The organism is uncultured Cetobacterium sp. (assembly GCF_945952365.1).
GTDB lineage: Bacteria > Fusobacteriota > Fusobacteriia > Fusobacteriales > Fusobacteriaceae > Cetobacterium_A.
The window spans coordinates 39,987-66,811 of the sequence record NZ_CAMFHX010000015.1 but is presented as its reverse complement, the minus strand read 5'-3'; the positions used below and the strand labels follow the sequence as shown (position 1 = coordinate 66,811).

Here is a 26,825-nt window from a genome sequence, read left to right as displayed (position 1 = left end):
AGTACTTGGGGGGCAGCCCCCTGGGAGGATAGGAAGTTGCCAATCTTTTTTTTATTTTTTGTAAAATTAATATAGAAATAACTTTTTGGGATGATATAATATAAACAAAAAGGAGTTTTATAAGAATGAGAAAAGTTATATTTTTAGATAGAGATGGAACTATAAACGTTGAAAAATCTTATTTACACAAATGGGAAGATTTCGAATTTGAAAAAAATGTGATAGATGGTTTAAAAGAATTAAAAAAAATGGGGTATGAATTTATAGTTGTTACTAATCAATCTGGAATAGCTAGAGGATATTACTCTGAGGATGATTTAAAAGCTTTAAACAATGAAATGGTAAAAGAACTAAAAAAACACGATATAGATATTTTAGAATGTTATTACTGTCCGCATCATCCAGAAAAAGGTTTGGATCAATATAAAAAAAATTGTGATTGTAGAAAGCCAAATCCAGGAATGTTGTTAGAGGGTATAAAAAAATATAATGTAGATATAGAAAATTCATTTATGATTGGAGATAAAAAAAGTGATTTAGAAGCTGGAAAAAAAGCTGGATTGAAATCAATTTTAATATTAACAGGGTATGGAAAAAATATTGAAGATGATGTTAAAAAAGAATATTTGATTGGAAAAGATCTTTTAGATATCTCTAAGATTATAAAATAAAAAAAACTGGAAAAATCCAGTTTTTTTTATAAAAATATTTTTATTAAAACTACGGCAATAACTATTTGTGATATTCCAACTAAGATTCCATAAAGAGAAGCTTTCGGACCTTGTTTTATAAGTTCAGAAATATTTATTCTCATTCCAATTCCAGCTAATGCTATTATTTCAAATTTTGATGAAATTAACTTAAAAGTCTTTGAAAAAGTGTCAGGAATAAGTCCTAAACTGAAAAGAGCGCAAAGAATAAAGAAGCCAATTATATACCAAGGAATAGATAAACTGTTTTTCTGTTTAGAATAAGCCTCATTTTCAAGTGATATTTTTGTATCTGCCTCTATTTCTTTTTCAACATTATTATTTTTAAATTCTTTAGAACACCAAAATACAACAATAACCAAAAACACAATTCTAACTATTTTAAATATTGTAGCTAATTCAAGTACCTTGTGATTAACCATGCTTCCAGCAGCAATAACTTGACCGACAGATTGTAAAATACCTCCTAAAAGAGCTGATGTTTCAAGAGTATTAAAGTTATATAATAGATTTGCAATAGGAAGTAATGCAAACATAAGTAATGTACCAGTTAAGTTTACGATAGTTATAGAAATCCCTTTGTCATTATCATTTGCTTTTATAACCGGAGAGGTAGCTCCTATAGCAGATGAACCACAAACAGCATTTCCACTAGCCATCAAAGCACTAAAATGTTTAGAAAATCCTAATTTCTTTCCAATAAACATAGTAAGAGCAATTGTTAATCCCATTTGTAAGATAATAAAAAATATACCAGAAAAACCTAGTTGTAAAATTGTGTTTATACTCAACGTTCCACCTAATAGAACAATAGAATAAGATAATAAATCACTTTCCGAGAATTTAGATCCTGCAGCAAATTTTTTAGATTTTGCAAATGTGTTACCAGCAATTAATCCTAAAAAAATAGCTAGAGGTGCTCCACCAACACTAGGGATAAATTTCCCAAGAAAAAGTCCAAGCTGAGCAATTAAAATACAAACTAGTAAACCAGGAACAATCTTTTTAATACTATTCAAAATAAAACCTCCTAAAATACATTGTTACTTTATTTACAATATAACATATTTTTGTATAATTTAATAGCTTTTTTTGAACCGTGATTCAAAAATCTTAATACAGCCCATAAATTGACTAATAAATCTAATTGTGGTAATATATTTAGTAACAAATAAGTACAAAAAAGCTAGGAAGGACGTAAGAATGTTTGGAGATTTATTAAAGAAAATTTTTGGTACAAGAAACGACAGAGAGATTAAAAGAATTAAAAAACTAGTAACAATGATAAACTCATTAGAGCCTGAGATTGAGAAGCTTTCGGATGATGAGTTAAAAGGTAAAACTTATGAATTTAGACAAAGATTAGAAAAAGGAGAAACATTAGATGATCTTTTAGTTGAAGCTTTTGCAGTTGTAAGAGAAGCTTCGAAAAGAGTTCATGGAATGAGACACTACGATGTTCAATTAGTTGGTGGAATTGTTCTTCATGAAGGAAAGATAACAGAGATGAAAACAGGAGAAGGAAAGACATTAGTTGCCACAGCTCCAGTTTACTTAAATGCTTTAAAAGGTAAAGGTGTTCATGTTATTACTGTAAATGATTATCTAGCTCAAAGAGATAGAGATTTAATGGCAAGAGTTTATGATTTCTTAGGATTAACATCAGGAGTAATCGTAAATGGAATGGAAAATAGCTTAAGAAAAGCTGCGTATGAAGCAGATATAACTTATGGTACAAACTCTGAGTTTGGATTTGATTATTTAAGAGATAATATGGTTAATAAAGTGGAAGATAAAGTTCAAAAACCTCTTCACTTCTGTATTGTCGATGAAGTAGATTCGATACTTATAGATGAGGCTAGAACACCTCTAATAATATCAGGGGCAGCTTCAGAAACAACAAAGTGGTATTCAATTTTCTGCCAAGTTGCATTTAGACTTGATAGAAGTGTAGAAACTGAAAAAATAAAAGATGCAAAAACAAAAAAAGAGATGAATATCCCAGATGAGCAGTGGGGAGATTATGAAGTAGATGAGAAAGCTAGAAATATTGTTTTAACAGACAAAGGGATTAGAAAAGTTGAGCAACTTTTAAATATAGACAATCTATATTCACCAGAACATGTTGAGTTAACACACTATCTGAATCAAGCTTTAAAAGCTAAGGAGTTATTCATAAAAGATAGAGATTACCTAATTAGAGAAGGTGAAGTTGTTATAATAGATGAATTCACAGGAAGAGCTATGGAAGGTAGAAGATACTCTGATGGATTGCATCAAGCAATAGAAGCTAAAGAGGGAGTAAATGTAGCTGGGGAAAACCAAACTCTTGCATCAATCACTCTTCAAAACTACTTTAGAATGTATGAAAAATTAGCTGGAATGACTGGAACTGCAGAAACAGAAGCAGCAGAGTTTATGCATACGTATGGTTTAGAGGTAATTGTAATCCCAACTAATAGACCGATACAAAGAACAGATTTCCCAGACTTAGTTTACAAAACTAAAAGAGAGAAAATTAATGCTATTATAACTAGAATTGAAGAGCTACATAAAAAAGGACAACCAGTATTAGTTGGAACTGTATCTATAAAAAGTTCAGAGGAGCTATCAGAACTACTAAAAGAGAAGGGGATACCTCATAACGTACTGAATGCTAAGTTGCATGCTAAAGAAGCTGAAATCGTAGCTCAGGCGGGTAGATATGGTGCAGTAACTATCGCTACAAATATGGCGGGTAGAGGAACGGATATAATGTTAGGAGGAAATCCTGAGTTTAGAGCAATTGCTGAAATTGGAGCTAGAGATGCAGCTGAATATCCTGTGATACTTGATAAATATAAAGTTGAGTGTGAAGAGGAGAAAAGAAAGGTGATCGAAGCTGGAGGATTATTTATTCTAGGAACAGAGAGACATGAATCTAGAAGAATAGATAACCAATTAAGAGGAAGAGCCGGAAGACAGGGAGACCCTGGAGCATCTGAGTTCTATCTATGTTTAGAGGATGATTTAATGAGACTGTTTGGTTCTGAAAGGATTCAAAACGTTATGGAAAAATTAGGTCTACCTGAAGGTGAATCTATTCAGCATAAAATGATAAATAAAGCAATTGAAAATGCACAGAAAAAGGTTGAATCTAGAAACTTTGGAATTAGAAAAAATCTGCTTGAATTCGATGATGTAATGAATAAACAAAGAGAAGCAATATACATGAGTAGAAATGAAGCTCTTGAAAAAGATGACCTGAAGGAAACAATTTTAGGAATGTTAAAATCAAGTGTTTCTGATATAGTTGTTGAAAGATTTGTTGGAGAATTTAAAGATGAGTGGGATATCGTTGGAGTAAAAGATTCTTTAATAGAAAAATATGGTTATGAAATTACAGATTTAGAAGAGTATAAATCATCTACAGTTGAAGAGTATGCAGAAAAATTATATACATCTATAGCAGCAGAGTATGAAAATAAAGAGAATGAACTCTCATCAGAAATTATGAGAAAAGTAGAGAAATATGTTTTATTTGAAGTAGTAGATGCAAGATGGAGAGAACATTTAAAAGCTTTAGATGCTCTTAGAGAAGGAATCTATTTAAGATCTTATGGACAAAAAGATCCATTGGTTGAATATAAAATTATATCTGGAGATATGTATTCAAGAATGCTTTCAACAATAAAAGCAGAAACAACATCTTATATGTTTAAAGTTGTTGTAAGAAATCCAGAAGAGGAAGTCTTAAGCCCAGGAGAAGGGGAAGAGTTAGAGTTTGATTCACCTTGTAACTGTGGAAGTGGAAAAATTTATGGAAAATGTTGTGGAAGAGTTTAGGAGGAGAAATGAAAAAAGTTGTAATTCTTATAGCAATTTTAACTACATTAACAGCATGTAGTTCAGCTAATAAAAACAAAACTAATTTACAAGAGAAGTATAAAGTTGATACAGTAGCTATGAAAAACTGGGAAGATACTTTTACAAAAGTAATTGTAGGAGAAGCTGAGTTAGAGGATTGGTATGGTGCTGATCAACCAATAAGTTTCTTAGCTAGAAATCAAAAGTTAGATCAAAAACAAGTTAAATTTTTAGATTCTTTAAAAACAAAGGGAGATATAACAGAAGCTGATCAAGAGGAGTTTAACGCTATTCTAGAAAAGACTATAAAAAAACTTCCAAGACAATACTATTTAAAAGATGAAAACTTTAAAGATCCAGCAGGATTAGCAAAGTACATGGTAGCTCAGTCATATATTAGAATGGCTAACCCATCAAATCATATAGCTAATGAAGTAGCTACGAAAGAGGAGTGGGCTGAAATAGTTGCATTCTCTAAAAAAGATGATTTAACAGAAAAAGAGATAAAAAGATTTAGAAAACTTTTAAATAAGTTTATAAAAAGAGGAGAATTCTTCGATTCTAAAACTTGGTATTTTGTAGAAGTTTCACCTAGAATTATAGAAGTTAACGATATGTATAAAAAGACAGAAAAAACAAAGATAGAGAAAAATAATATAAATGCAAAGGCTTTATACCTTGCTTATTCAGAGTATTTTTCAAAATTAGAAAAGTGGGATGACTAAAAAAATGTGGCGCCTTTAGAAATAAAGGCGCCATATTTACTTGTAGGAGGATATTATGAAGAAAAAGTATGATCTTCACACTCATACAACATATTCAGATGGAACATTCACAGTGGAGGAGTTATTAAAAAGAGCAAAGTATACAGGCTTAGCTGGAATAGCTATAACTGATCATGATACTATGGAAGGGATATCCGAGGCTAGAATAATAGCTAAAAATTTAGATTTAGATTTTATATCTGGAATTGAGTTTTCATGCTCTTATGATGGTTATGAAATACATATTTTAGGATATCTTTTGGATGAAAAGTCTGAAAAATTATCGTCTAAACTAATAGAGTTAAAAAAAGCTCGTAGTAATAGAAATGAAAAAATTGTAAAAAGATTAAATTCGTTAGGGTTAAAAATAACTTTAGAAGAGATAGAAGAGGAAGCAACTGGAAGTATAATAAGTAGAGCCCATATATGTAATGCTATGATGAAAAAAGGTTTTGTTTATACAAAAGGGGAAGCTTTTAAACAGTATTTAGGAAGAAAAGGTGCTGCCTATATAGAGAAAGAAAGTTCAAACCCTTTTGAAATAATTAAACTTATAAAAGAGTGTAATGGAGTTTCAGCTTTAGCTCATCCAAGTTTAGTATGTGATTCTGTAGAAAAAGTTGAAAAAATACTAGATTTATTGATAGAAGCAGGCTTAGATGGATTAGAAGTTGAATATAGCTCTTACACTCCAAAACAAACAAAATATTATAAAGAACTGGCAAAGAGTAAAAATCTTTTAATGGTCGGTGGTTCAGATTTTCACGGTGGAAATAGAGTGGGAGTAGATATAGCTCATTCATCAATATCTGCAGAAGAAATTAAAGATTTATTAGAAAGAAAATGTAAGGAGGAGTAAGAAAAATGATTATAGTAACAGGAGCAGCTGGATTTATAGGAAGTGCTTATATCTGGAAATTAAACGAGATGGGAATAAACGATATTTTAGCTGTAGATAAATTAAGAACAGAAGAGAAATGGTTAAATTTAAGAAAAAGAGATTACGCTGATTGGTGTGATAGAGATGAGCTATTTACTTGGTTAGAAAATAAGGAAAATGCAAATAAAGTAACAGCAATTTTACATATGGGTGCTATCTCTGCAACTACAGAAAGAGATGGAGATCTTTTAATGAAAAATAACTACGAGTATTCTAAAAAGTTATGGGATTTCTGTGCTGAAAAAGAGATAACTTATGTTTATGCATCTTCAGCAGCTACTTATGGAGCTGGAGAGCAAGGGTATAGCGATGAAGGGACACCTGAAGAGCTAAAAAAATTGATGCCACTAAATAAATATGGATATTCTAAAAAGTTCTTTGATGATTGGGCTTTCAAGCAAGAAAAGACACCAAAGCAATGGATAGGAGCTAAATTCTTCAATGTTTATGGACCACAAGAGTACCATAAAGGAAGAATGGCATCAATGGTATTCCATACATTCAATCAATTTAATGCAGATGGTGGAGTAAAGTTATTTAAATCTCATAAAGAGGGATATAAAGATGGTGAGCAATTAAGAGATTTCGTTTACATAAAAGATGTAGTAGATATGTTGTACTTCTGTATGTTTAATGAAGTAGCTTCAGGAGTTTATAATATTGGAACTGGAGAAGCTAGAAGCTTCCATGACTTATCTATGGAAACAATGAAAAATGCTAGTGGAAATTTTGAAATGAAAACAGAGGAAGTTATTGAGTTTGTTCCTATGCCAGAGGATTTAAGAGGAAGATATCAATACTTTACAGAAGCTTCTATGAATAAATTAAAAGCAGCTGGATATACAAAAAAATTCTGTTCTTTAGAAGAGGGCGTTGCAGATTATGTTACATACCTTAAAAAAGAGGATAGCTACTTATAGGAGGGAACAGCATGAATCCATTTTTACTAGTTATTATACTAGGAATTGTTGAAGGAATGACAGAGTTTGTTCCGGTGAGTAGTACTGGTCACATGATATTGGTGGAGAGATTTATAAACTCTCCTCTTGTATCAAAAGGTTTTATGGATAACTTTTTAGTTATAATTCAGTTTGGAGCGATTTTATCAGTTGTAGCTTATTTCTGGAAGGATTTAAGCCCTTTTGTAAAAACAAAAGAGGAGTTTACAGGAAAGTTATCATTATGGAGTAAAATTATAGTTGGGGTTCTACCTGCTGGAGTTATCGGACTTTTAGCTGATGACTATATATCAGAATTTTTTATGGATAATACAACTGTAGTTGCGAGTATGCTTATACTTTACGGAATTATTTTCATTCTGGTTGAGAGAAAGCAACTGAATGGAAATATAACATCGATAAAAGAGATGTCATACAAATTAGCATTTGGAATAGGATTTTTCCAATGTTTAGCTATGATTCCAGGAACATCACGTTCTGGAGCAACGATTGTAGGAGCTTTATTGTTAGGTGTATCTAGAGCAGCAGCAGCAGAGTATTCATTCTTTTTAGCAATACCAACAATGGCAGGAGCTACACTGTTAAAGTTATTAAAGAATGGTCTTAATTTCACATCTTTAGAGTGGCAATTATTAATAGTTGGATCGATTGTATCATTTGTTGTAGCGTATGTGGTTATAAATTGGTTTATGGGTTATATAAAAAAGAGAACATTTAAGGTTTTTGGAATATATAGAATCATAATTGGATTATTAGTTTTATTATTAATGAAATAGGAAGTGGTGTATTTAAGTGTCAATAGTTACTAACTTTCCTCTAAGTATAAAAAGTGTAGAGGAGTTTGTAAGAATTCTACTACCAGAGGGCGTAGAAAAAGATATAAAAGGTGAAGTGAGTTATTCAGAGAATAAAATTCTTGTAAAAGTTGAAATAGATGGAAAAGAAGCTTTTATTGAAGAGGAAAACTTTGAAAATTTAATTGAGGATCAGGCCTTGATAATGTTAAAAGGTGGGCTTTTAAAAGCTTACAATAAAAACTATCCTTGGGGTAGCTTAGTGGGTGTAAGACCTACAAAAATGACAAGAAGACTTCTTCAAATGGGCTTTTCAAAAGAGAGAGTTTCAAAGTTATTAAATAATATGTATCTAGCTAGTTTTGAAAAAATAGAACTTCTGATGAGAGTTATTGAAACAGAAGAGAAATTACTGAATAAAGACGCTATGAATATGTATATTGGAATTCCATTCTGTCCATCGAAGTGTAGATACTGTTCATTTGCATCTTATGAAATCAACAGTAGTTTAGGAAGATTTTATGTTAAATTTGTAGAGACACTTTTAGAAGAGATTGAGCTGGTTGGTCAGCTTTCGAAAGAGAGAGGCTTTAAGTATGAATCTCTTTATATAGGCGGAGGAACTCCAAGTACTTTAACTGCTGAGGATACTGTAAGAGTTTTAGAAGCTGTTCATAAACATATAGATCTTTCAAATTTAAAAGAGTTCACTTTTGAAGCTGGAAGAGAGGATGCTATAACAAGAGAGAAGTTAGATATTTTAAAAAAATATGGAGTGGATAGAGTTAGTTTAAATCCGCAAACTTTTAAAGAGTCAACTTTAAAAGCTTTAAACAGAACATTCAACAGAGAACACTTTGATGAAGTTTATAAAGATATTAAAGAGTTAGGGTTTATTTTGAATATGGACATAATTCTAGGATTACCTGGTGAAAGTGTAGAGGATATAATACATACTTTAGATGAGTTAAAAAAGTATGATATAGAAAACCTAACGGTTCATGCTTTAGCAAAGAAAAAAGGTTCGCTTCTTTACCATGAGAACTTTGAGGAATCAGAGGTTGAAAGAAAAATTGTAGAGGGTGCAATTACAGAATTAGTGAAAGAGAAAGGCATGGAGCCTTACTATATGTATCGTCAAAAGAATAGTTTAGAGTGGGGAGAGAATGTAGGTTATTCTATTCCAGGAGCAGAATCTAGATTTAATATAGAGATGATAGAGGAAAATCAGCAAACTATGGGATTAGGTGGAGGAGCAATTAGCAAATCTATTCACAAAGATACAGAGTACAACGATCAGATAGAAAGATTGGTTAATCCAAAAGATCCAGCACTTTACATAGCTGAAATGAAGTTAAGACATAAGAAGAAAATAGAGTTTTTCTCATAAAATTTTGAGAGAGGTGTTTATGAAAAAGGTATTTTTATATGCTTTAATGTTAATTTTTTCTCTAACTTCTTTTGGGTTAGTGCAGAGTGAATTTAAGGTTATAGAAAGTAAAAACACTTTAGAATCGAATAATTTATTGTTAGATATAAATAGTGCTACTGCAGCAGATATGTTAAAAAGTGGAATATCGAAAAGCTATGTAGATAAAATAGTTGAGTATAGAGATATCACTGGTGGTTTTAGAAAACTTTCAGACATGACAAAAATATCTGGAATAGGAGCTAAAACTGCTGAAAAATTAAAACTTAAATTTAAAGAACCTAAAAACTTTAAAATGAAAAGATTCAATGTAAATAAAGTAGATGATAAAACTTTAATATATTATGGATTTACTAAAAAAGAGATCCAAAGTATTAGAAAATACCATGAAAGTGGTATTTTTAGAAATAATTTAGAAGTAAAAAAAGTCATATCTGAAAAAAGATATGAGGAATTAAAAGATTATATAGATTATTAGAGGTGATGAAAATGAGTAGATTAATAAGAGGAGTAAGTAAAAATGCAAGATTTGTTCTTGTAGACACAAAGGATATTGTTCAAGAGGCTTTAGATATCCATAAGTGTAGCCCAACGGCTATTTCAGCTTTTGGAAGACTGTTATCAGCGTCAGTTATGATGGGAGCTACATTGAAAGGTGATGATGTTTTAACTCTTAGAACACTTACAGATGGACCACTATCAACAATGGTAGCAACAATAAATAAAGATGGTGTAAAAGGGTATGTTTCAAACCCAGATGCAGACTTACCAGCAAAAGAGAATGGTCAACCAGATGTTCAAAATTTAGTAGGGCAAGGAACTTTAAATGTAATAAAAGATTTAGGTTTAAAAGAACCATATGTAGGGATTTCTACAATTACAAGTGGAGAGATAGCTTATGATATAGCTTATTATTTTGTAACTTCAGAGCAAACACCTACAGTTATAGCTTTAGGTGTAGACTTAGAAAATGAAACTACAGTTAGATCAGCTGGTGGATATATGATTCAACTTCTACCTGATGCAGAGGAGAGTTTCATAGTTGAGTTAGAAAGAAAAATTGGAGCTATTAGAAGCGTAACTGAATTGTTTAGAGGTGGAATGAATTTAGAATCAATGTTACATCTTTTATATGATGATATGAATGATGAAAATCCAGAAACATTGATTGAAAACTATGAAATTTTAGAGGAAAAAGAGATAAAGTATAACTGCAACTGTGATAGAGAAAAGTTCTATAGAGGAGTTATAACATTAGGAAAAACTCAATTAGAAGAGATTCTAGCTGAAAAGGGAGAGGTTGAAGCTGAGTGTCACTTCTGTGGAAAAAGATATTCATTCAAAAGAGAGGATTTAGGTGAAGTACTGTGATTAAATTAATAGGGGTATTAATTATTCTAATTGGATTTGTAATCAAATTAGATACGATAGCTGTTGTTTTGATGGCTGGAATAGCAACTGGATTAGTTGCTGGAATTGACTTTGTTGAGGTTTTAAATATATTAGGAACAGCATTTGTTCAAACAAGATATATGACACTACTATTATTAACACTTTCTGTAGTTGGAATTTTAGAGAGAAATGGATTAAGAGAGAGAGCATCAATTTGTATCTCTAAATTAAAAGGTGCAACAGCAGGAAAGGTATTATCGATATATGTAACTGTTAGAATGTTAGCTGCAGTTTTATCAATGAGATTAGGTGGACATGTGCAATTTATTAGACCACTTATCTATCCAATGGCAAAAGGTGCTATTGAAAAGGATGGGGTTGTTTCTGAAGAGTTAGATGAAGATTTAAAAGGTATCACAAATGCTTCTGAAAACTATGCAAATTTCTTTGGACAAAATGTATTCGTAGCTTCATCAGGAGTTTTACTAATAGTTGGAACTCTTCAAGAGCTTGGAGTAAAAGTAGAGGCTTACGATGTAGCAAAAGCTTCTATTCCAGTGGCAATTATAACATTGATATTAGCATATATTCAATATTATAACTTAGACAGAAAAATAAAGAAATTAAGAGCAAAGTAGGAGGAAATTTTAGTGAATACAACGATGTTATTAGAGTTTATGTATATACTTTGCGGAGTTATTTTATTAGTTAGTGGAGTATACTCATTTTTAGATAAAAGCAATCCGAAGAGATTAGGATCAACAGCTTTTTGGATGATATTTGGTTTCTTATTTATAGGAGGACCTTATGTAAATCCAGCAGTAGTTGGAGGTTTACTTTTAGTTATGGGAGTTCTAAGTGCAACTAAATCAGTTTCACTTGCAACATTTACAACAAGTAGCGATGAGTTCAGAGAGAATCAAGCTCATAAAATTGGAAATACACTATTTATTCCAGCTGGGTTAATTGGAGTTGTGGCATTTGCGATTGCTCAATTTACAAGTTTAGGTGGATTAATTGGTCTTGGGATAGGAGCTTTAGTTGCTCTTTTAGTTACAATGTTAGTAACAAAAGAAAAGTTGAAAAATATCCCTTACGATTCAAGTAGAATTTTACAACAAATGGGACCAACTGTTATTTTGCCTCAACTTTTAGGATCTTTAGGATCAGTTTTTGCAAAAGCAGGAGTAGGAACAGTTATAGCTTCAATAATGGGAAGTTTTGTAACTGAAGGAGATATTTTAGCAGGAGTAATAGTTTATTGTTTAGCAATGGCTATATTTACTATGATTATGGGAAATGGATTTGCTGCATTTGCTGTTATAACAGCAGGGATAGGATATCCGTTTGTTATAGCTCAAGGTGGAAACCCAGCAGTAGTTGGAGCACTAGGTCTTACAGCAGGATTCTGTGGAACACTATTAACTCCTATGGGAGCTAATTTCAATATAGTTCCAGCATCAATTTTAGAGATGAAAAATAAAAATGGAGTTATTTTAAAGCAGGTAGCTGTTGCAGTACCTCTTTTACTAATTCATATAGTACTTATGTACTTATTAGCATTTTAAATTTAGGAGGTAAGAAATGAAAGTTTTAATTACAGGATTTGATCCTTTTGGAGGAGAAAGTATAAATCCAGCTTGGGAAGCAGTAAATGCGATGCAAGATATGGTTGATGGGATTGAGGTAATAAAACTTCAAATTCCAACGGTATTTAAAAAATCAGCAGAGAAACTTTTTGCAGGTATAGATGAGCATAAGCCAGATGTAGTTATGTGTATAGGACAAGCTGGTGGAAGATATGATATGTCTGTTGAAAGAGTAGCTATAAATATGGATGATGGAAGAATTCCTGATAACGAAGGGTATCAACCTATAGATACACCTGTTTATGAAGATGGAGAGAATGCATATTTTGCGACACTTCCTATAAAAGGGATAGTTGAAGAGATTAAAGCAGCTCATATTCCAGCTTCGGTTTCAAACACAGCAGGAACATATGTTTGTAATCATATAATGTATTCATTACTTTACTATATTTCTAAAAATAATTTAAATATAAAAGGTGGATTTATACATGTTCCATATATAACTCAACAAGTTGTAGATAAAAAAAATATGCCTTATATGGAAGTTTCTACAATAACAAAAGCCTTAGAAAGTGCAGTGAAAGCTTTAAAAAAATATGAAGTTGATGTTAAAGTTTCTGGTGGTAAAGAGTTCTAATAAAAAAATCCCCATTTTGGGGATTTTTTTATTCTTCAACAACTCCTAAAATTTCATCTAGCTCGAGTAAAGTTTTTTCAGATGATGAATGAGAGATTTTAATACCTGATTTTTTAGAGAATATAATCTTATCATTAAGTTTGAATTGTTCAATAATTTCAGAATCATTACTTAAAGAGATAATATTTCCAACTCTATAATTTTTTTCCTCGTTATTTTGGATTAAAATTATACCAGTGGAAGTTTTTTCTTCTAAATTGATGATTTCAACTAAAACTCTTTTACCAATAGGTTTTATTTTCATTTTTACCTCCTAAAATATTTTAAGATACTGAAATTGTAGCTAAAAAAAAATAAAAAAGCAATAAAAAAGAAGAGATGACGGGAACACCTCTTCTTCACACGGGTATTTCTAACCTTCAACTGGAGGGTTGTTGGTTATTTATATAATAAGTTTAGCACCTTATTATCAATATATGTTATAATAAATTAAAAACGTCGTTTTATATTCAACTAAGTAAAAAATAAAATTAGTTTTCAACGAAATATCTTTTACAAGGTAAAATATACATGAAAAAAAAGGGTTTGTCAATATAAAAATTAAGGAGATGGGGATGGATTTTAAAAGTCAAAATAAAAATATCACAAATTTATTGAAATTTATTGATCAGCGTGGGGGTTCAAATAAGTTAGAGATTGCTGAAAATATAATGGTTTCTCCAGCAGCTTTAACTAAGATTTCAAAAAAATTATTAGGGGATAATATACTTTTAGAAAAAAAATATGTTGATGAAAATGGTAGAAAAAAAAATTTATTGGTTATAAATTATGACAGATTTTTTTCTATTGGAGTACTTATAGAGGAAAGTTTTACGAGAGTTATATTAACGAACCTAAGAAATGAAGTCATAGAGGAGTTAAAATTTGAAAATGCTTATAATGGCGATTTTGAAGAGTATCTAAAAGCATTATTAAAATTTATAGAAAATATTGTAGAGAAAAGCACAGCACCAAGAGATAGAATTCTTGGAGTTGGAGTTGTTATGACAAATGAGTTTATTGTAAAAAAATCTTTAGATTTATTTAAAGAGGATAGATTTATAACTTTAAAAAAAGCAATTATGGAAAAGTTTACAGGGTATGTTTTTGTTGAAACAGAGATAAGAGCTCAAGCTTTATATGAAGCTTTTTTAGATCCAGTTTATAAAAACTTTTTCTTGATTAAATATGGAGATAAAAGAGGTTCTGCAATAGTTATAGATAATAAACTTGTAAATCCTGCGATTACTCACTATAGATCAATGGGAACAAGACATTTTATAGTAGAGCCAAATTCAAATATTTACTGTGATATTTGTAAAAAGAAGGGATGTTTTGATACAATGGTTTCTCCAAAATATATTTTTGAAGAAATTTTAAAGGAAAGTAATTACTCTCCTCGTATAGAATCTTTGTATAAAAATATGGATTTAAATGAATTTATAAAAAGAGCTGAGTCTGGAGAGATAATAGAGTGTAAATCGTTAAGAAAAGTAGCGAAATATATCGCAATTTTAATGATTAACCACAATAATCTACTTCCACTTGATACTTTCTTACTTTCTGGAAGAATATTTAAAAGCTCACTGTTTTTAAGTTATTTAAAAATGTTTTTACAAGAGTTCCAATTGGGTGAGGTTCATGAAAATCTAATTGTATTAGATGATAAAATTAAAAGACAGGAGCTTATAGCTTCATTTTTACCGATAAATTATATATTCTATAATTATCATTTTACAGAAAATTTGGAAGATTAATTTGAAGGGATAGAGAAATCTATCTCTTTTTTTATTGAAATGTTTTTTATTTAGTAAAATTTTTTTAAAAAGTATATTTATCATTATAAACGTTTAAAATAAAGGGTTTTAATGCTAAAAAAGTATAATAATAAAATTTACTTAGAAAAATTTTATTTACAAAAATAGAAAAATATTGTATAAAGGATATAGTAAAAAAGATTTATTCTTTTACTAAATAAATTTTTTGAAAAAAATTAAAATCGGAGGGGATTTTATGAAAAAATTAGCACTTTTATTAGGATCTTTACTTGTTGTAGGAACTGCAGTACAAGCTAAAGAGGTTATAGTAGCTCCAGTTGAGGTATCAAAAGAGGTAATCGTTGTTGCTGAGCCTGTAGTTGAAGAGGTAGTAGTAGTAGAATTAACACCTGAATTCAAGCCAAGTGGATACTTAGGATTAGAGTACAAAGCATACGGAGAAACAGAAGGACACGGAGATAAAATATCTTCAGGAGATACATGGCATACAGGGAAAAACAATTATGCAAGACTTCAAACAACGTTTGGTGTTCAAGCAACTGAAAAGTTCTCTGTTCAAGGAAGAATAAGAGATTATAGCGATTTAGAAACAAATGACGAAAGATATAAAAATAGCAAAGATGGAACTGAAACAAGATTAAGAGCTTACTATAAGCATAATGATCTATTCACTTCAAGAGTTGAATATAAAGATGCAACTGATGAGAAACAATCATTTGAGTATCAAGCAAGATTAAATGTTTATAAAAACGAAGGAGGATTACTAAGCAATTTAGTATTCGCACCTAAATTTAAACATACGATGGCAGCAAACAATGGAGGAGCTTACAAAAATACTGTAGGAGCTGACATTGATTATGCAGGTAACTTACCATTAGGATTTACTTGGGACGGTACAATCTACCTAAACCAAAACTTCTATGGAGAGGACTTCCATACAAACTCTGATTTAACAAACAACAAAGATAAAGCATTCGAGCCTGAGTGGGAGATCTACTTAAGAAGAAACTTTGCATTATATGCAAATAATAACTATGCTTTAGATTTCAACTTCGAAGGAGGATATGACCCATACATCTTCGGACAATATGATAAATATTCTGAAAACTCTAAAGGTGAGGTTGTTAAATCTGAGAAAAACAGTTATGAGTTATATGCTTTATTAACTTTAGACCTTGAGTATAAAGTAACTGAGAACTTTGCATTAAGCACAGGAGCAGGAGCAGAGTACAGAAACTGGGATAAAATAGGACAAAGCGAAGCATCTGATTGGAGATGGCAACCAGTTGCATACGCAGCTATGAAAGTAACATTCTAATAGAATGTAATATAAAAAACCCTTGGATTTCCAAGGGTTTTTCTATTATCACATATTTAAATTCCACCATAGTTATCGGCAGCTAGAATAGCAGCTAAAACCTTTTCTGCAGTAACTTCAAACGGCATATTATGGATTGTTTCACCCGGAGCAGTAGCTAACTCTGCAACTTTGAAAAGTTTATCTGTTTCAAGTGAACTTATACCAAGCTCTTCTAAAGATGTAGGTAAACCTATATTTTTACAGAAGAATAAAACCTCATCAATCTCTTCCATAGGAGCATTTTCCAAGAAAAGTTGCACTAAAACTCCAAAGGCTACTTTTTCACCGTGATATAAATCATGGCACTCTTCTAGAATAGTTAATCCATTGTGGATAGCATGAGCAGCAGCAAGTCCACCACTTTCAAATCCAATTCCACTCAAATATGTATTAGCTTCTATTATATTTTCAACAGCTTTTGTACAAACTGATCTTTGAGCAGCAAACATAGCTTTTTCTCCATCTGCTATAAGAATATCAAAGCAAAGCTTAGCAAGAGCCATAGCAGCCTTCGTAGGCAATCCACCACCCATATTAAGAGCATTCGATCGCTCGCAAGCTCTAGCTTCAAAGTAAGTCGATAGAGCATCTCCCATCCCACTTGCTAAAAGTCTAGCAGGAGCTCGAGATATAATTTTTGTATCCATTAAAACTATATCAGGGTTACTTGGTAAAAGAAGATACTCATCAAATTGCCCATCTTCGGTATATAAAACTGATAAAGCACTACAAGGTGCATCAGTTGATGCAATAGTTGGAACAATCATAACAGGGAGATTACAATAATATGCTACAGCTTTTGCTGTATCTAAAGTTTTTCCACCCCCTACTCCAATTATAATTTTTGAATCTTTAGTTTTCAAAATCTCTTTTAATCTATTTACTTCAACTTTTGAGCACTCTCTATTAAAAATCTCAAAAATCACTTCTAAATTTTCATTTTTAAAACTTTCATTGATTATGTCTTCGGTAATACTTAATACAAATTCATCTGCAACTACAAAAGCATTTTTCTTGGCGTATTTTGCTATATTTTTCAAAGCATCAACCCCTTGAATATACTTGTTAGGTGATAAAATAATATTTTCCATTCTTTACCTCCATAAAATTAAATTGAAAGATTCCTCTACATATCTATTACCACTATTTTCTTAATTTGTAAATGAAAAAGTGGTATAATTAAGGTAAAAAAATAAAATGGGATGGTGGAAGATGCTGAAATTATTCGAAATAAATGAAGAGAAGAATCCAAAAGACAGAATAGATGAACTGAGACAAGATATAGAGCGTTATAACTACTATTACTATACAAAAAATGAGTCACTGATTTCTGATGTAGAGTTTGATAAACTTTTAAAAGAGTTAGATGAGTTAGAAAAAAATTATCCTGAATATAAAAATGAACATTCTCCAACAAATATTGTAGGAGCGAGTAGTTTGAAAGAGAGTAAATTCCAGAAAGTTATTCATAAAAAGCCTATGCTAAGTTTGAATAATTCATATAATATAGAGGATGTAATTGCTTTTACAGAAAGAGTAGAAAAAAATATTGATTCTGTTCAAAGTGAATTAGAGTATGTTTTAGAGCTTAAGCTTGATGGAGCAAGTATAAGTGTTACATATGAGAATGGAGAGCTTAAAAGAGCCGTTACAAGAGGTGACGGAATAGAGGGTGAGGATGTTACAGAAAATATCTTAGCTATCGAGAGTATTCCTAACTTTTTAAAAGAGGATGTAAGTTTAGAAGTTAGAGGAGAGATTGTATTACCACTTTCTAGATTCAAAACTTTAAATGAAGAGAGATTAGAAGTTGGAGAGGAGATTTTTGCTAATCCAAGAAACGCTGCTAGTGGAACTTTGAGACAGATAGATTCTGAAATTGTAAAAGAGAGAGGACTAGATGCATATTTTTATTTTATAGTTGATGCTGAGCAATATGGATTTAAAACTCATAAAGAGAGTTTAGAATATTTAGAAAAAGTAGGCATAAAAACAACTGGTGTTGCAGATATAATCAGGGATATGTCAGTGATGGAAGAGAGAATCGCTTTTTGGGAAGTTGAAAAAGAGCGTTTAGATTATGAGACAGATGGACTAGTTATAAAATTGAACGATATAACTCTTTGGGAAGAGGTAGGCTATACAACGAAGAGTCCAAGATGGGCAATAGCGTATAAGTTCCCAGCAAAGCAGGTAACAACAGAGTTATTAGATATAACTTGGCAAGTTGGTAGAACAGGGAAAGTTACTCCTGTAGCAGAATTAAGAGAGGTTGAGTTATCAGGAAGTAAGGTTAAGAGAGCAAGTCTTCATAATATGGATGAGATAATTAGAAAAGATATCAGAATTGGAGATAGAGTTTTTATAGAGAAAGCTGCAGAGATTATTCCACAAGTAGTAAGTTCTGTAAAAGAGGTCAGAACAGGGGCTGAAAAAGAGGTAGTTGTACCAACAAATTGCCCTGTTTGTAACTCTGTTTTAGAGAAAGAGGAGGGGTTAGTAGATTTAAAATGTGTAAATCCATCTTGCCCAGCTATAGTTCAAGGAGGTATTGAGTATTTTGTTTCTCGTGACGCTATGAATATAAGTGGCTTTGGAAGTAAAATAGTAGAAAAAATGCTTCAATTAGGTTATGTAAAGGATATAAGAGATATTTTTGAACTTCATAAACATAAAGATGAACTTATGACTTTAGACAAAATGGGAGAGAAAAGTGTCGAAAAATTGCTAGCTTCAATAGAAAAAAGTAAATCTAGACCATATTCAAAAACACTTTACGCTCTTGGAATTCCTTTTGTCGGAAAATTCTTGGGGGATGTTTTAGCTAAAAAAAGTAAAAATATAGATTGTTTAGCTTCTATGAGCAAAGAGGAACTTTTAGAGATAGATGGAGTTGGAGAAAAAGTAGCTCAATCTGTTTATAACTATTTTAGAGATGAAAAATCTTTAGAGATTATTCAAAAGTTAAAAGAGTTTGGAATTAATTTTGGAAAAGTAGTTGAAGATAAAAAAGATGAAGTTAAAGTTGAAGGAAAGTTTAGTGGAAAAACATTTTTATTTACAGGGAAGCTTCAAAAATTTAAAAGAGAGGAGATTAAAGATTTGATTGAATCTTTAGGTGGCGTTAATCTGTCATCAGTGAGTAAAAAATTAGATTATTTAATTGTTGGTGAAGATGCTGGAAGTAAATTGAAAAAAGCTGAAGAGTTAGGAACAGTTAAAATTTTAACAGAGGATGAGTTTTTAGAACTTTCGAAATAATATTTTTAAAAGGGGAAACCCCACGACTATGCAGCCGTGGGGTTCTTTATTTATATTAGCACTTTATTTAAAAAGATTTCTTTTAATTAAGCTTCAGTTTCGTTTAATGACTTCTCATAAACTCTTAAGAAAGGTATGTATAAGAAGAATGAAACAGCAACTAGAGCACAACTTAGAATGAATGCAGCAACACTGAAGTTTGTAGCAAGTAAAGCTCCGATTGGTCCTGGAGTTGTCCAAGGAACAAGAGTAATGATTTTTCCTACTAAATCAAACTTTGTAGCGAACCATGCTATACAAGCATTTAATACTGGAATTCCAACGAATGGAATGAATAGTAATGGGTTCATTACAATTGGTGCTCCGAACATAATAGGCTCGTTGATATTAAATACTGCAGGAATAACTGAAAGTTTTCCAATAGATTTAATGTGTGCATTTTTACTCACAGACATAGCAAGGGCAAGTCCTAAAGTTGCTCCAGCTCCTCCTATGTAAACATAAGCATCAAGGAATCCACCTGCGAATATTTTTGGTAAAGCTTCTCCAGCTTGAATTGCAGCTTGATTAGCAGCAAGGTTAGATAAAGTTATAGAGTTAATAATTGCTATAACGATGTTTGTTCCGTGTAATCCAGCAAACCATAAAAGGTGAGTGATTATGATGATGAAGATTACAGAGATTAATGAATCAGACATATTTAGTAATGGAGCAAACGCTTTTAAGATGATTTCAGGAACCATTATACCTAAACTCTTTACAGCGAATATATTTACCGCATGGAAAAGAATTGTTACGAATACGATTGGTATTAATAATTCGAATGATTTAGCGATTGCAGGTGGTACAGAATCAGGAAGTTTAATAACAAACTTCTTTTGTACAAGTAGTCTGAATATTTCGATAGCAATAATAGCTCCTAAGATAGCTGTAAATAACCCTTTTGCATCAAGATATCTAGCATCCATGATTGGCATCCATCCACCATCAGGTATAAGGAATAAAGATGTAGCTCCTTCAGCTTGACCAACAGGTAACCAATCTAGCTTAGCAGATGTCAGTAAAAAGGCATACATTGATAAGAATCCACCAGTTGTACCGTTAAGACCGTAGCTATTAGATAAAGACATTCCAATTCCATAAGAAACGAATAAAGACATAATTCCCATACTTACGTAGAATGGTTGTACTAAATCTCCTTTGAAAGCTCCCATTAAGTTAGCGTACCATTCCATGTAAAGTACGTTGTTAGGATCAGTAAATGGTAGGTTTACCATTAAAAGGATAAATGAACCGATGATAAGGAACGGCATTGTGTAAACGAATCCGTCTTTGATTGCATTTAAATATCTGTTTTGTCCAACTTTTGCAGCAACAGGCATTAGTTTTTCTTCAATAATGTTCATAAAGTTACTCATAATATTTTCCTCCGTTTTTTTAGTATTTTTATTATATCAAATTTTATAGAAAGGGGTGGAGGAAAAAACTTCCCCTCCCCATAATTTTGTAATAGTTTTCTATTAGAATCTATAGTTTAATCCAGCGTATGCCCAGATTAAATCAATATCGTGGTCTCCGTTAGCAGGTGTCCAATCGAATAACTTATCGTCATTCTTATAAGTTCTTGTATTACTTTCATAAGCAACTCCTACGAATGTAGATAGTTGGTCGTTGAATACATAGTTAGCCATTAACTCATATCTGATTCTGTCTCCAGCTTTGTTTTGATATTGCTCAATGTAATCTCCATTCCATTTAGCATCTTGAGTTCTATCTAAAGTGAATCTAACTCTTGGCATGATAGTTAACTTATCAGTAGCTTGATATGGCATCATGATTCTGATTTGAGTTTCAACCATCTCATAAGAATCATACATCTCTCCAGTAGTGAATAAAGTAGGGTTGAATGATAACTTATCAGTTAACTTGAATGATGGACCGAAGTCTCCTTCCCAGTACCAACCGTTATCTCTAGATGTTGCTTTTCCTTCGTCACTTGATTTATCTCTATCAAGACCAGCAACTAACCATCCAGCTAGTAATCCATTGAAGTGATTGAAGTCAGTTCCTAACTCATATCTATCTCTAGTCCAATCAGAGTGATAAGTATCTCTTGAGAAATCTCTTACTCTAGTTTCATTTCTATACTTTAAATGGAACGCTTGTTTTTCAAATAGTTGATATCTTACTTTGTAGTCAACTCTTGTAGATTCCCACTCAGCATCTGATTTAGATAAAGATAAATCTCCACCGAATCTTCTTTCAACATTTAAATCTAAAGTTAACTTTCCTTTAGTTGCAGAAACTCCTACTCCCCAGAAAGTTCCATCTTCATCGTCTCCACCAGATATAGTTGATCCATTATCAAAATCCTCTGTCTCTAAGTAAGTTCTAGCTCCGAATGACCAAGCTGGTGCAGCAACCTCTTCGATTACTACTACAGGTTCAACAATAACTTCTTTACTTGTTTCAACAACTGGTTCTGCTACAACTTCTTTAGCAAAAACATTTGTACCTAATAATGATAATGCAGCTAATAAATAAAGTGATTTTTTCATTTTGTTACCCTCCCGTGTTTTAAATAAAGTATTATTTTTTATTACTATTTAGATAAGCTTAAAGCATAGTCTAAAATTTTCTTTCCGTTTAATGTTCCGTAAGCCATAGTATCGATTACATCTAATGGTTTACCAGCAGCAGCAGCGATAGCTCCTAACTCAGCTTTCTTAAATCTAACTTGTGGTCCTAAAAGGAATACATCATATTGAGGTAATAACTCGTGGAATTGCTCTAATCCTACAGCATCGATTTTTACTTCTATATTTTCAGCAGCAGCAGCAGCTTCCATTTTCTTTACAACCATACTTGTTGACATTCCTGCAGAACAAAGTAATAATATTTTTTTCATAATTGTTTCTCCTTTTAAACTAAATATTTTGAATTTTTGATTTACTTATTTTAAATTCTTCTGGCGATTCATTCACCTGACACTATAATTATAGAATATGTTTTAAAAAAAGTCAAATTTAACAAGTTTAAGACTTTTTTCGTCGAAATACAAATGTTTTTTTTAAAAAAAACTTGAAAAATAGTTGTAAATGTTGTATTCTTTATAAAGAACGAAAAAAAAACTAAAAAAAATCGTCTAATTTTAACCTAAAACTGTTAAAAAAAAACAAAAAAAAATTAAATTTTTTTAAAAAAACTTAAAATTGATTAAAAAAGGTGGTGAAAATATGAAGAAAATGGCTTTTGATTTTTCTAAAAATGATCTTTTTATAGATACCGACAAAAAATTAAATAAGAAAGAAAGAGATTTTTTAGAGATTGTAAGAGAGAGATATAAGGGTAAAAATGAAAAATATATAATTTTTACAGAAAAAGAGTTAAGAAATTTAGTTGGTGAGAGAGGTAATATTGGTGAATTTTTAGATAAATTTTTCAAAAGAAGGATATATTTAAAACTTATAGAAAAAGAGGAGGAGATATTTTTTTCTTCATTTCCAATTTTTGACTTTTATTTAAGAAATAGAGAGGAGTATAGATTATTTGTTTCTAGATCTTTAAAATCTCTTAAAGAGAGTGGAATATTTGATGATATAGATTTACTTCTAATTTTACTATTTAAAGATAAGAAAAGTTTCCAACTGTATTTAGCTATGATAAAAAATAGAAATCAAGGTGGATTTTTAATAAGTAGAGATAATTTAAAAGAACTTTTAGGTGTAGGCCAGGAAAATTATGAAAGATTTTATGATTTTGAAAAAACAATATTAAAACCTGCACTAGATGATATAAACCAATTGACAAAATATAATATAGAGTATACAAAGATAAAAAATAGTGATGGCTTCACAAGTAAAATAATGGAGATAGAGTTTTCATTTGATCATAAACTTTCATCTATATTAGCTGAAGAGATAGATAGACTACTGCTACCTTTAAGAGATAGAGTAGATTCTATTTCGAAAATAAGTAAAGTTATAGAGGAAGCTCTTTTAAAAGAGGGGGTAGATTTTGTACGAAATAATTTATACCATCTAGATAAAGGGATTTCAGGTTCATTAGATGAGGCGATATGTTTAGCTTTAAAGGAAACTCCAAATATAGAGTATACAGAAAAATATATACTTATAAGTAAAACCGTAGATATCTTCTTAAATAGATTTATATTTGAATCGAGATTATATAAAGAGTTATTAAAATGTAAATTTTATTATAACTATAGTTTCTTAAAAGTTTTAAGAGGTATGAAAGTCGGAGAAACGTTAGAGTATAAAGATGATAGACATAAAATTAATATTTTATACTTAGATAAAGGAAGGGAAAGTAGTATTGAGATATATAAAATAGCTGAAGAACCTACTGGAGAAAAAAAATAAATTTAAGCGTTAAATAGAAAAGAAACTATAAAACTCCTTATATTATTAGAGTTATTAGACGAAAAAATATCTATATTTTTTCCTACAGTTTAAACTCTTGACTTACTTCCAAAAATCTAGTAAAAACTAAGTAAAACAAAGGTTTTCAGGAGGGAGTTCGATATGAAACAATTAGGAATTTCAGTATATCCTTTTCACGCTACTTTAGAGGAAAATAAAAACTATATAGAGTTAGCTGCAAAATATGGATACAAAAGAGTTTTTACTTGCTTATTATCAGTAGATGGGGATAAAGAGGTTATATTACAAGAGTTTAAAGATACAATAGCACACGCAAATAGCTTTGGAATGGAAGTTATGGTAGACGTTGCTCCATCAATATTCAGTAAATTAAATATCAGCTATGAAGATTTATCTTTCTTTAAAGAGATCGGAGCATGTGGAGTTAGATTGGATTTAGGATTCTCAGGAAATGAAGAGAGTATAATGACATTTAATGAGCATGGATTACTAGTAGAGATAAATATGAGTCAAGATACAAACTATGTTAATACAATAATGGATTATATGCCAAACAGCGAAAAATTAGTTGGATGTCATAACTTCTATCCACATAGATATACAGGACTTTCAAGAGAACATTTCAGAAGTTGTAACAAGAGATTTAAAGGGTTCTCTTTAACAACAGCAGCATTCGTAACATCACAAACAGGAACATTTGGTCCATGGCCAGTAAATGATGGACTTTGTACTTTAGAGGAGCATAGAGATTTACCTATCGAAGTTCAAGGAAGAGAGTTATTCAACGAAGGAATAGATGTAGTAATAATTTCAAACTGTTTCCCAACAGAAGAGGAACTAAAAAAACTTGCAGATATCAATAAAGAGATGTTAGAATTCGAGTGTGAAGTTTATGATGGTGTTGGATCAGTTGAAAAAGATATAATAGAAAAAGAGTTACACTACCATAGAGGAGACATCGGAGAGTATGTAGTGAGATCAACTCAATCAAGAGTAAAATATAAAGGAACTCACTTTGAGTTATTCAATGCAGTAGATATCAAAAAAGGAGATATTTTAATAGAATCATCACTTTATGGTCAATATGCAGGAGAGTTACATATTGCAAGAAAAGATATGAAAAACTGTGGTAAAACAAGTGTAGTAGGAAAATTAGATGAGAATTATATTGGATTATTAGATAGCGTAAAACCTTGGCAAAAATTCAAAATTCAAATAAAAAAATAATTATTGGTTTGGGAGGAATTAAAATGGTAGATTTTACAGAAGATGAATTAGAAGAGATCATATTTTCAATAGTTGCATATGCTGGAGAGGCAAAAGGGTGTGCTCACCAAGCTTTAGCATTTGCTGAAGAGGGGAAGTTTGAAGAAGCTGAAGAGTGTATGAAAGAGTGTGACTCAGCAGTATTAAAGGCTCATCACGTTCAAACAGATATGATTCAAAAAGAAGCTGGAGGACAAAAAGTTCCTTTATCAATGGTTTTTGTTCACGCACAAGACCACTTAATGACAGCTCTTTCTGAAAGAGAGTTAATTAAGAAAATGATTAAATTAAATAAAAGATTATTCGCTTTAGAGAATAAGTAATAAAAAAGCCCCTTGAAATTTCAAGGGGTTTTCTTTTTGAATTAGTTATGCAAGCCAAGCTCCAAACATCCAGATATGTTTTTGGTAAAGAGCAGCTATATCAGTCATAAGAGAAAGTGTAGCTTGATTATCCTCTTTCTCAGCTAACTTCATTATTATATTAATCTCTGCTAAAAGAACTTTAAAATCACCTAACATAAGGTTAACCGCTTCTTTAGCACAATAAGGCTTGCTTTCAACCTCAGAAAGAACTGTATGTTTTAAATAAACATCTAGAGATGCATGAGGTCTGTGTCCAGCCATAAGTAATCTTTCTGCTACAGAATCTATCTGCTCATCAATCTCTGACATAATTCCATCTAGCATAGGATGGATAACGAAAAAGTGCTCTCCAACTAAATTCCAATGAAAATTGTGAACTTTCGTTTTGAAAACATGTAAATCTCCAACAAATTTGTTCATTTGAAATACTAAATTCATATTATCCATAAAAAATCCTCCTTTAAAAAGCGTGGTTAGTTTTACTAACATCGTTTCTATTATTCGAGAAAAATTTATATTTCCTTTAAAAAAATTAAAATTAATAAGACATTTTTTGTAAAACCTCACTAATTTTATTACAAACCTCTTTCATAGCTCTAATAATTTCGTTTATATGAGGCTCATTTGAGTTGTTACTAAAAAAAGGACAACTAAGAGCAGCTATAATTTTATTATTTTTATCATATATTGGAGTAGCGACAGCACTGATAGTGTTTGAGTGCTCCATATTATCAAAAGCAATTTTTTTTATATTCACTTTAAAAAGCTCTTTTTTCAATATATCTCTATTTGTAATAGTATTTTCAGTATATTTTGGTAAAACTTCAGGAAGAAGAGAGCTTAATTTTTTTTCTGTTAATTGACAGATTAAAATTTTACTAGCAGCTCCAGCATGAAGTGGAAAAATTGCATTTTCAGGAACAGTAATTTTATAATAATCATTACTTTCAACAGAAGCAATTACTCTAATTTTATTTTTATCAAATACACTCACTTTAAATGTCTCTTTAAATTTTAAAGATAGTTCCTCTAAATATGGGTATGAGATATTTTTTATAAGATTATAGTTTTCATTTTTATTAGAAAAATAATCAAATTTATTTCCAAGAGTATACTCTTTTCCACTTTGACTCACATATCCAATAGAAACTAAGGTATAAAGAAGCCTATTTGTTGTAGCTTTAGGTATAGATAAATCCCTAGAGATTTCAGCTTGAGAAGCTCTCTCTTTAAGGTATAGATAATTAAAAATTTTATCAATTTTTTCCATAGCAGGTACAAGTTTTTTCATAA

At 30.9% G+C, this 26,825-nt stretch carries 26 protein-coding genes; 18 read left to right on the top strand and 8 right to left on the bottom strand.

Annotated features, from left to right (window positions below):
* The first annotated feature begins 125 nt into the window (after positions 1-125).
* Positions 126-671: a D-glycero-beta-D-manno-heptose 1,7-bisphosphate 7-phosphatase gene (gene gmhB / locus Q0O83_RS07145; protein ID WP_294095648.1), complete on the top strand. Its 546-nt coding sequence runs from the start codon at positions 126-128 to the stop codon at positions 669-671.
* Between the two features lie 26 nt (positions 672-697).
* Here the strand turns inward: gmhB and Q0O83_RS07140 are convergent, their stop codons facing one another.
* On the bottom strand, positions 698-1,729 hold the full coding sequence (locus Q0O83_RS07140; protein WP_294095646.1) for a putative sulfate exporter family transporter: 1,032 nt from the start codon (positions 1,727-1,729) through the stop codon (positions 698-700).
* Between the two features lie 184 nt (positions 1,730-1,913).
* On the opposite strand from Q0O83_RS07140, the gene secA reads away from it, so the two are divergent.
* From secA to pcp, 11 genes are read left to right on the top strand one after another with little or no spacing between them, the layout of a single operon-like run.
* Positions 1,914-4,535, top strand: coding sequence for a preprotein translocase subunit SecA (gene secA, locus Q0O83_RS07135; RefSeq protein WP_294095643.1), 2,622 nt, complete (start codon positions 1,914-1,916; stop codon positions 4,533-4,535).
* Between the two features lie 8 nt (positions 4,536-4,543).
* Positions 4,544-5,281, top strand: coding sequence for a hypothetical protein (locus Q0O83_RS07130; protein ID WP_294095640.1), 738 nt, complete (start codon positions 4,544-4,546; stop codon positions 5,279-5,281).
* 55 nt (positions 5,282-5,336) lie between these two features.
* Entirely contained in the window at positions 5,337-6,179 is an 843-nt protein-coding gene (locus Q0O83_RS07125) for a PHP domain-containing protein (protein WP_294095638.1), read from the top strand.
* Positions 6,180-6,184: 5 nt separating this feature from the next.
* Entirely contained in the window at positions 6,185-7,180 is a 996-nt protein-coding gene (gene rfaD / locus Q0O83_RS07120) for an ADP-glyceromanno-heptose 6-epimerase (RefSeq protein ID WP_294095637.1), read from the top strand.
* Between the two features lie 11 nt (positions 7,181-7,191).
* Positions 7,192-7,995, top strand: coding sequence for an undecaprenyl-diphosphate phosphatase (locus Q0O83_RS07115; RefSeq protein WP_294095635.1), 804 nt, complete (start codon positions 7,192-7,194; stop codon positions 7,993-7,995).
* A gap of 16 nt (positions 7,996-8,011) precedes the next feature.
* The gene (locus Q0O83_RS07110) at positions 8,012-9,403 is read left to right on the top strand and encodes a coproporphyrinogen III oxidase (RefSeq protein ID WP_294095633.1); all 1,392 of its coding nucleotides are present in this window, start codon (positions 8,012-8,014) and stop codon (positions 9,401-9,403) included.
* Between the two features lie 19 nt (positions 9,404-9,422).
* Complete coding sequence (locus Q0O83_RS07105) at positions 9,423-9,920, top strand: helix-hairpin-helix domain-containing protein (RefSeq protein WP_294095631.1); 498 nt, start codon at positions 9,423-9,425, stop codon at positions 9,918-9,920.
* 11 nt (positions 9,921-9,931) lie between these two features.
* On the top strand, positions 9,932-10,813 hold the full coding sequence (hslO, locus tag Q0O83_RS07100) for an Hsp33 family molecular chaperone HslO (protein ID WP_294095628.1): 882 nt from the start codon (positions 9,932-9,934) through the stop codon (positions 10,811-10,813).
* Positions 10,810-11,472, top strand: coding sequence for a DUF969 domain-containing protein (locus tag Q0O83_RS07095; RefSeq protein ID WP_294095627.1), 663 nt, complete (start codon positions 10,810-10,812; stop codon positions 11,470-11,472). Before hslO ends, Q0O83_RS07095 begins: the two co-directional genes overlap by 4 nt.
* 12 nt (positions 11,473-11,484) lie before the next feature.
* On the top strand, positions 11,485-12,402 hold the full coding sequence (locus Q0O83_RS07090) for a DUF979 domain-containing protein (protein ID WP_294095624.1): 918 nt from the start codon (positions 11,485-11,487) through the stop codon (positions 12,400-12,402).
* 16 nt (positions 12,403-12,418) lie between these two features.
* Entirely contained in the window at positions 12,419-13,060 is a 642-nt protein-coding gene (gene pcp / locus Q0O83_RS07085; protein ID WP_294095622.1) for a pyroglutamyl-peptidase I, read from the top strand.
* Between the two features lie 28 nt (positions 13,061-13,088).
* On the opposite strand, the gene Q0O83_RS07080 is transcribed toward pcp, so the two are convergent.
* A complete protein-coding gene (locus tag Q0O83_RS07080; protein WP_294095621.1) occupies positions 13,089-13,364 on the bottom strand; it encodes a hypothetical protein in 276 nt (91 codons plus the stop codon).
* 310 nt (positions 13,365-13,674) lie between these two features.
* Between Q0O83_RS07080 and Q0O83_RS07075 the strand changes: the two genes are divergently transcribed.
* Positions 13,675-14,856, top strand: a complete 1,182-nt coding sequence (locus tag Q0O83_RS07075) for an ROK family protein (RefSeq protein ID WP_294095619.1) — start codon at positions 13,675-13,677, stop codon at positions 14,854-14,856.
* Between the two features lie 256 nt (positions 14,857-15,112).
* On the top strand, positions 15,113-16,195 hold the full coding sequence (locus tag Q0O83_RS07070) for a hypothetical protein (protein ID WP_294095616.1): 1,083 nt from the start codon (positions 15,113-15,115) through the stop codon (positions 16,193-16,195).
* A 56-nt stretch (positions 16,196-16,251) separates the two neighbouring features.
* On the opposite strand, the gene Q0O83_RS07065 is transcribed toward Q0O83_RS07070, so the two are convergent.
* The gene (locus Q0O83_RS07065; protein WP_294095614.1) at positions 16,252-17,328 is read right to left on the bottom strand and encodes a glycerol dehydrogenase; all 1,077 of its coding nucleotides are present in this window, start codon (positions 17,326-17,328) and stop codon (positions 16,252-16,254) included.
* Positions 17,329-17,449: 121 nt separating this feature from the next.
* Here Q0O83_RS07065 and ligA point away from each other — a divergent pair, with 121 nt between their 5' ends.
* Positions 17,450-19,498, top strand: a complete 2,049-nt coding sequence (ligA, locus tag Q0O83_RS07060) for an NAD-dependent DNA ligase LigA (protein ID WP_294095612.1) — start codon at positions 17,450-17,452, stop codon at positions 19,496-19,498.
* Between the two features lie 86 nt (positions 19,499-19,584).
* Here ligA and celB read toward each other — a convergent pair whose 3' ends face one another.
* The 3 genes from celB to Q0O83_RS07045 all read right to left on the bottom strand — a co-directional run bounded on the left by celB (position 19,585) and on the right by Q0O83_RS07045 (position 22,406).
* Positions 19,585-20,916: a PTS cellobiose transporter subunit IIC gene (gene celB / locus Q0O83_RS07055; protein ID WP_294095610.1), complete on the bottom strand. Its 1,332-nt coding sequence runs from the start codon at positions 20,914-20,916 to the stop codon at positions 19,585-19,587.
* Between the two features lie 102 nt (positions 20,917-21,018).
* On the bottom strand, positions 21,019-22,056 hold the full coding sequence (locus Q0O83_RS07050; RefSeq protein WP_294095607.1) for a hypothetical protein: 1,038 nt from the start codon (positions 22,054-22,056) through the stop codon (positions 21,019-21,021).
* A gap of 44 nt (positions 22,057-22,100) precedes the next feature.
* Positions 22,101-22,406 carry a PTS sugar transporter subunit IIB gene (locus Q0O83_RS07045; protein ID WP_047382966.1) on the bottom strand — a complete coding sequence of 102 codons (306 nt, stop codon included), beginning with the start codon at positions 22,404-22,406 and terminating at the stop codon, positions 22,101-22,103.
* A 328-nt stretch (positions 22,407-22,734) separates the two neighbouring features.
* Here Q0O83_RS07045 and Q0O83_RS07040 point away from each other — a divergent pair, with 328 nt between their 5' ends.
* The 3 genes from Q0O83_RS07040 to Q0O83_RS07030 all read left to right on the top strand — a co-directional run bounded on the left by Q0O83_RS07040 (position 22,735) and on the right by Q0O83_RS07030 (position 25,490).
* Positions 22,735-23,880, top strand: a complete 1,146-nt coding sequence (locus tag Q0O83_RS07040; protein WP_294095603.1) for a replication initiation protein — start codon at positions 22,735-22,737, stop codon at positions 23,878-23,880.
* A 162-nt stretch (positions 23,881-24,042) separates the two neighbouring features.
* Positions 24,043-25,128: a MupG family TIM beta-alpha barrel fold protein gene (locus Q0O83_RS07035; RefSeq protein WP_294095601.1), complete on the top strand. Its 1,086-nt coding sequence runs from the start codon at positions 24,043-24,045 to the stop codon at positions 25,126-25,128.
* 23 nt (positions 25,129-25,151) lie between these two features.
* Positions 25,152-25,490: a PTS lactose/cellobiose transporter subunit IIA gene (locus tag Q0O83_RS07030; RefSeq protein ID WP_294095599.1), complete on the top strand. Its 339-nt coding sequence runs from the start codon at positions 25,152-25,154 to the stop codon at positions 25,488-25,490.
* 45 nt (positions 25,491-25,535) lie between these two features.
* Here the strand turns inward: Q0O83_RS07030 and Q0O83_RS07025 are convergent, their stop codons facing one another.
* Both Q0O83_RS07025 and Q0O83_RS07020 read right to left on the bottom strand, forming a co-directional pair.
* Positions 25,536-25,979, bottom strand: coding sequence for a DNA starvation/stationary phase protection protein (locus Q0O83_RS07025; RefSeq protein ID WP_294095596.1), 444 nt, complete (start codon positions 25,977-25,979; stop codon positions 25,536-25,538).
* Positions 25,980-26,070: 91 nt separating this feature from the next.
* Entirely contained in the window at positions 26,071-26,823 is a 753-nt protein-coding gene (locus Q0O83_RS07020; protein WP_294095594.1) for an IclR family transcriptional regulator, read from the bottom strand.
* Positions 26,824-26,825 lie beyond the last annotated feature (2 nt).